5 protein-coding genes are annotated in these 5,919 nt (G+C 37.3%); all 5 read right to left on the bottom strand.

The annotated features are described in order from the left end of the window. A partial coding sequence (locus tag BBG48_RS10440; RefSeq protein WP_147292850.1) for a CHAP domain-containing protein occupies positions 1-2,045 on the bottom strand: 2,045 nt, incomplete at its 3' end. Between the two features lie 4 nt (positions 2,046-2,049). Continuing rightward, positions 2,050-4,479, bottom strand: a complete 2,430-nt coding sequence (locus tag BBG48_RS10435; RefSeq protein WP_116170982.1) for a VirB4-like conjugal transfer ATPase, CD1110 family — start codon at positions 4,477-4,479, stop codon at positions 2,050-2,052. Further along, complete coding sequence (locus BBG48_RS10430; protein WP_116170981.1) at positions 4,391-4,780, bottom strand: PrgI family protein; 390 nt, start codon at positions 4,778-4,780, stop codon at positions 4,391-4,393. Before BBG48_RS10430 ends, BBG48_RS10435 begins: the two co-directional genes overlap by 89 nt. 3 nt (positions 4,781-4,783) lie before the next feature. Beyond that, positions 4,784-5,047: a hypothetical protein gene (locus BBG48_RS10425; RefSeq protein ID WP_047200001.1), complete on the bottom strand. Its 264-nt coding sequence runs from the start codon at positions 5,045-5,047 to the stop codon at positions 4,784-4,786. Between the two features lie 17 nt (positions 5,048-5,064). Next, positions 5,065-5,919, bottom strand: an 855-nt coding sequence (locus BBG48_RS10420; RefSeq protein WP_243446785.1) for a VirB6/TrbL-like conjugal transfer protein, CD1112 family, incomplete at its 5' end; no start/stop codon positions are given.

The raw sequence follows: 5,919 nt of genomic DNA, 5'->3' as shown, positions 1-5,919 counted from the left end.
ATTCGACCGATATTATCTATTACTTTGCCATCGCCTATATAAATGCCTACATGACCATAAGTAAGTCCTGCTGTACTTCCGCTGCTACTACTTTCCACCGCAACAAGCATTCCCACCTTGAGTTTTGATTTGTCCGATGTAAAGGTGTAGTTTCGATACATATCACAGGCATTTCCGCCAATATATCCAAGTCCTGCATTTTGATAGACCTGTGATACCCACATGGCACACCAGCCTGCCCCCGGAGATGGCGTAATGTATGCAGCATTTACAATCTTCTTTTGAACTTCCGTAGAAGCCTCATACTCTTTTCCGCCTCCGATACCTCCATTGGAAGCAATAAGGTCGCTATTACCAAAGGCTTCTCCCATATTGCCTTGAGCAAGGAATAGGGCTTCATAGTGCTTCAGATTGTCAGGATAGTTTGCAAAAACCTTTCTGATAATGCTATCCATCTCTTTTTTATGAAGCGTTACAATCAGTTTCTTGTACTCGTAAGGTTCTTCATGGCTTTCGGTATATTCATTTCCATCTTCATCGGTATAAGTTTCTGTAACTGTCCTATATCTGATTTCCACTTCTTCCTTATACTCAAGGTCATACATGGACTTAAAAAGCTCATTTAATACGGAGCTTACTTCCGATGCATTCTTTACTTCCCCGCACCTTGATGTAATGTAGGATAAAAGCTCGTGGACATTATGACCGATGTACTCTGTGTTATTTAGGATGTACTCATCATATCCGGGATAATTTTCTTCTACATTGTCAACCTCACTTTGAAGCTCCTTTTCCATCTCCGAAAAATTCTCATTGATTTCACTTAGGACATTTGGCTTTGACAAATAGCTTGTTGTAAGAACAGAACTTGTGGAGTTCATAAAGCCTGTCATTCCTGTTCCTGCAAAGTTGATAAAGAAAGTTCCCAAAATAATAAGACCTATGAAAATAATCATAAGTCCCTTCGCTTTTCTTAATATAACTTCCTTTGAACTTTTAAGACTTCCTATAAGCCCTTCCTTAATGCGATCTCTAAGCCTTGACTTATTCTGCCTTTTAATGGAATCTTTCATCTGCTTTCGCTTCTGAAATCGCTTAAAGTTATTTGCTTTTTGATACTCCTGTGTCTTTTTCAGCTCCTCTTTGGCATCTCGAAACTCAAGTTTGGATTTTCTCTTTCTGATTTTATAGTCCTTATTCGTAAGGTCATATCCTTTTTTTGCTTTTTTCTTATCCGAGTAGTTCTTAATGCCATGAATGAGCTTTGAGCTTGTATCTGCTGTCTTCTCTCCTGCCTCTACCCCTTGATTTTCATCGCTTCCATGAGATAGGTAATCTCTTACGGTTTCACTTCCTTTAGCAAGTCCTGATAAAGCGGACACTTTAGAAGTCTTATTCTTAAAGGCTCTTTCCTGTTCTTTAGAAAGCCTGTTTTTCTTTTCTCTATCAAGAATGGCTTCTTTTCCGCTTTTTTTACTATCCGCCTTTTCCTCTTTGGCTTCTTTATCCTTTTTTCTGGTATAGAGCTTATCAGAATAGTTTTTTCTCTTATAATTTTTCTTTTGAGCTTTTTGGCTTTTTGAAAAGCCTTTTGTATCTTCTACTTTATGTTGCAGATTATCCTCTACATCATAGGTTGACTCAAAATAGTCGCTGTCCCTAAAGTCATTGTCATATCTGTCTATGATTCCGTCATTGTCGAGGTCTTTTCCTAAAGGATCATAGATTTTTCCATCCTTAACCTCAGTATCATAATCTGCTTTCCCGATTTCTTCCTGACTTACACTTCCTGTTTCAGGACTTATATACCTTGCATTTCTTTTAGAAGTTTTTCCGTTTAATTCAGTTTCTGCACTTCTCTTACTGACCTTTTCATGAACCTTATCTTGAAATCTGTCTTTGTCATGGACGATTTTCCCTCTGTAATCATCGTTATGCTTTAGCTTATTTTCTTCAGGCTCTATGCTGCTATTACTTTGCAGCCTTTCCTTTTCAATCCTTGCCCTTTGCCTTTCCTTAAAGTCCTTTTTCAGTTTCTTTCCCATAAGCCTACCTCACTTCTTCAGGCTTAGTTGTCATCTTCTGATAAAGAATTGTATCTTTCGGGAACTTATCAAGGAAAGGTACAATGGTATTTCCAAAGAACAAAAGTCCTTCTCCTGCATTGGAATTGGTTACATATTTTAGCTGTGGCTGTGAGATTTTAAGTTTCCTTGCTAAAATCTCTCTATCGCCTGAAGCCTGATTGAGCATTAAAACAAAGTCCGTATTATCAAAGATATTTTCAATTTCCTTGCTCATCAGTAGGTCTTTGACATTTTGTGTAATGCCTGTCGGGATTCCTCCCCACTTACGAAATCTTTTCCAAATCTCTACGGAATAGGAAGCTGTCTGCTCGTCTTTTAACAATAAGTGAAACTCGTCGATATAGTACCTTGTAGCCTTATTTCCCCTATTTTGCGATACCTTATTCCACACCTGATCCTGAATAACGAGCATTCCGATTTTTTTAAGCTGACTTCCAAGTTCCTTAATATCAAAACAAAGTAGCTGCTTATTTAAGTCCACATTGGACTGATGGTTAAATACATTAAGAGAACCTGTTACATAAATCTCCATTTCCGTTGCCAGTTTTTTTCCGACTTTTTCTTCCTGTCCTTTTAACATATCATATAGGTTTTGAAGAATGGGCATATTACAAGGCTTTGGATTTTCAAAATACTTTTCATAAATCTTAGGAAGGCATCTGTCTATAACCGACTTTTCTTCTGCTGTAAGACCGCTACCACCAACTACTAATTCAAGCATCGACATAATGAAGTTTGCTTTATCTTTCAGCGGTGCGTCCCCATCTCCATAGTTCATATTTATATCTAAAGGATTAAGATAGTCCTTTGATTTACTGCTTACCTTTATGACTTCTCCTTTAAACTGACGCACAAGGTTTCCGTACTCGCCTTCCGGATCGCAGATAATTACATCATCATCGGTTGTAAGAATGGCATTTGCCATTTCTCTTTTTGCACTAAAGGATTTACCACTTCCCGGAGTTCCGAGAATTAAACCGTTCGGGTTTTTCAATTTCTTTCTATCTGCCATAATCAGGTTATGGCTTAGGGCATTTAGTCCATAATACAAACTGTTACTTGAATTGATAAATAGCTCCTCTGTGGTAAAAGGCATAAATACTGCCGTAGATGATGAGGTTAGTCCTCTGTCAATTTCAATCTTATTTACCCCAAGTGGAAGTACACTGATTAAGCCTTGCTCCTGTGAGTGATCAAGTCTTTTTAACTTGCAATTATGCTTATTGGCAATGGAGCTGATTTGAGAAATGGTATTGTCCAGCCTTTGAATTGTCCTTGCAAAGTTCATAAAGATGATGGTTACGACAAACATACGCTCATCTCTTGTCTGAAGGTCTTTTAAGAGGCTTTTTACATCTTCCCCATAGGTGATTAAATCACTTGGAAGAATGTCCATATCATAACCGCTTCTTACAGCCTTTTTATTCTCCTCAATCTTCATCTTGTCAATATCGGTATTTTTTCTTTTTACCATCTTAATGGCTTCCGACTGTTCGATTGCCTTGATATGAAAAGAGATATTGATGTTATCGTCTATATCCAAAAACTCTGCAAGCATACGGTCTGAAAGCTCACTTGCAAGGATTTGAAAATGACTTGCTGCTCCGATAAATTTCCCAAACTTAAAATACCTTGACGGTGTAAAGTTAAATTCATCAGGAGCAATATATGTCTTTGTGCTTTCTTTCTTCTTTAAGTCCTTATATGAAAATTCAAAGGTCTTATTGGGATTTAAAACATCATGAAGTATCTTCAGCCTTTCTTCTCCGTTTAGACTTTCTGCTCTTACTCCCATACTTTTAAGACTTGATAATATATCTATCTCCAGTCTTTCAAGTTTTGATGTTGCCTGCTCTAAATTATCCGCTTCCACTGTAAAGGTTACATACTTTGATTTTTTCAGTCCGTTATTTCCCTTTACAATCTGGCTTTTCAGCATTTCTCTAAACTCAAGGCGAATATCGTCAAAACCGTCCTTTTTATCCGGTATTTGAATGGCTGATTTCATTTCTTCATTTCTGCCAAGCTGATTAATATATGAAAACTCTATGCTGACACTTGGATCAAAGGAATTAAGAAAATTTGCAAACTGATTAAAAATCAAATCTCTATCTTCTTCTAAGGCAAGCTGATAGTTTATATCCTCAAAGGCAATACTCTTATTAAAATGCTTTTCATCAATCTGACATATCCCGCTTTTTAAGAGTCTAAGATAGGGAATGGTATCTTCAACAGTGTATCTTTTCGGTTCTTTCCTAAAGATAAGGTCAAGTAATCCGCCCCTATCTTTTTTAGACTTTCCCTTATTTTGCTTTAAGTCCTGTTTTTGACTTCTTAACTTCTTTTGGTTTTGTTCTAACTTTAGCTGCTGAATTTTTCTTTTGTCTTTCAAGATAAACCTCCTTTCTCACTCTTTTTTGTGGCTGATAAAATTTATGAAGGTAAATATACTTAAAGTATTTCTCAAAGCTAAGTCCGTCCTTTTCAAAAAGAGTTATGAAAAATATAGGTAGAGTGGACACAATGAGAAAGATAACTGCTATATCATTTGGAACTACCTTTCGCATAAATAAATAGATTGGTATTCCAATCATTCCTGCAATCGTAAAACCGATAAGCTGTCTTTTTGTCAGGTTGAATGCCACCTTTGTTTTTACCTTCTTTAAGTCTTTTGGGATAGGTACATACGCCATAACTTACCTCCCATCTTCTTTACCCTTTGAAAGCTCCTCTATATGCTCATATACGGAGCCGATTTCTTCCTGAATACTTGCAATCTGTTCATTTGTGCTTCTGTTATATCTTTCCTGCATTAGACAAAAATCATTGTGGCAGCGACCGATGTCCTTTGTTCTTTCTTCCAAGTCATTCACTTTGCTGTGAAGCCTGATTCTATCCATCACTGCCAAAATACCTGTTCCAACTGCTACTGCTATCAATACTGTTTTTCTTTTGTTCATCATATATTTCCTTTCTTTTAGTGTGCATTTAATACGCTTTTGGCCAGTGTTCCGCTCTTTAGCATCATTAACCCCAGCAAAACCGCATATCCAAGTATCGTAAAGGTACTTGTGTGTATATCTGTTATCTGTATTGTCTTAACTAATACTGCGTATATTCCAAGACAAACCATTAAAAAGAGTCCTTGTAATCCTATAGCAAATAAGCCTTTGATATAGTTTGTTCCGATTTGTCCCCACTCTTTGTTTCCCATTGTGGCAAAAGGAATGGCTGAAACGGATGAGTAAACATAAATCTCAAACATTCTGCCGTATACCACAAGCATAATCACAATGGAAATGACCTGTATTGCCACCTTTATGAGCGAGGTTTCAAAGAGTATCATGACAAGCTCTCCAAGACCTTTATCTTTTAAGCCTTCTACCATCGTTACAATCTGATCTCCGGAGATAACGGCAGAGGTATTGATAACCCCTGCCGCTTTATTTACCATGTGCTGTGCCACATCAAAGACTGCCATAGAAAACTGAAAAGCATGGGACACTAACCATACGGCAATCCACATCTTTATGATGTATTTGAAAAATTCAAAGGTATCCGTATCGTGCATATTGTTCTTTTGCATAACCATATTGATAAGCTCGATACAAAGGACTGCCGTAATGATTAGCCCTGCAATGGGAATGATAACGGAATCATTAATGCTTTTAATAAAGCTGAAAACCTGTCCGTTCCACCCCATCGGTGTCTTTCCCACATCCGTTGCAATCGCACCAACTTTATCGTTGATGTCAAGAAACATGGACTCAAGATTTGCTTGGATACCGCCCAGTAGAAGATCTTTGAAAAACTCCTCTATCTTGTCGAATAT

The sequence above is a fragment of the Criibacterium bergeronii genome (assembly GCF_001693775.2).
Classification (GTDB): Bacteria; Bacillota; Clostridia; order Peptostreptococcales; family Filifactoraceae; genus Peptoanaerobacter; species Peptoanaerobacter bergeronii.
This window is presented reverse-complemented; position numbering and strand designations above follow the sequence as displayed.

Bases quoted from the DNA above. Each gene is read 5' to 3' on its own strand.
- BBG48_RS10430 (WP_116170981.1), bottom strand. From the start codon at position 4,780: ATGGCGTATGTACCTATCCCAAAAGACTTAAAGAAGGTAAAAACAAAG.
- BBG48_RS10425 (WP_047200001.1), bottom strand. From the start codon at position 5,047: ATGAACAAAAGAAAAACAGTATTGATAGCAGTAGCAGTTGGAACAGGT.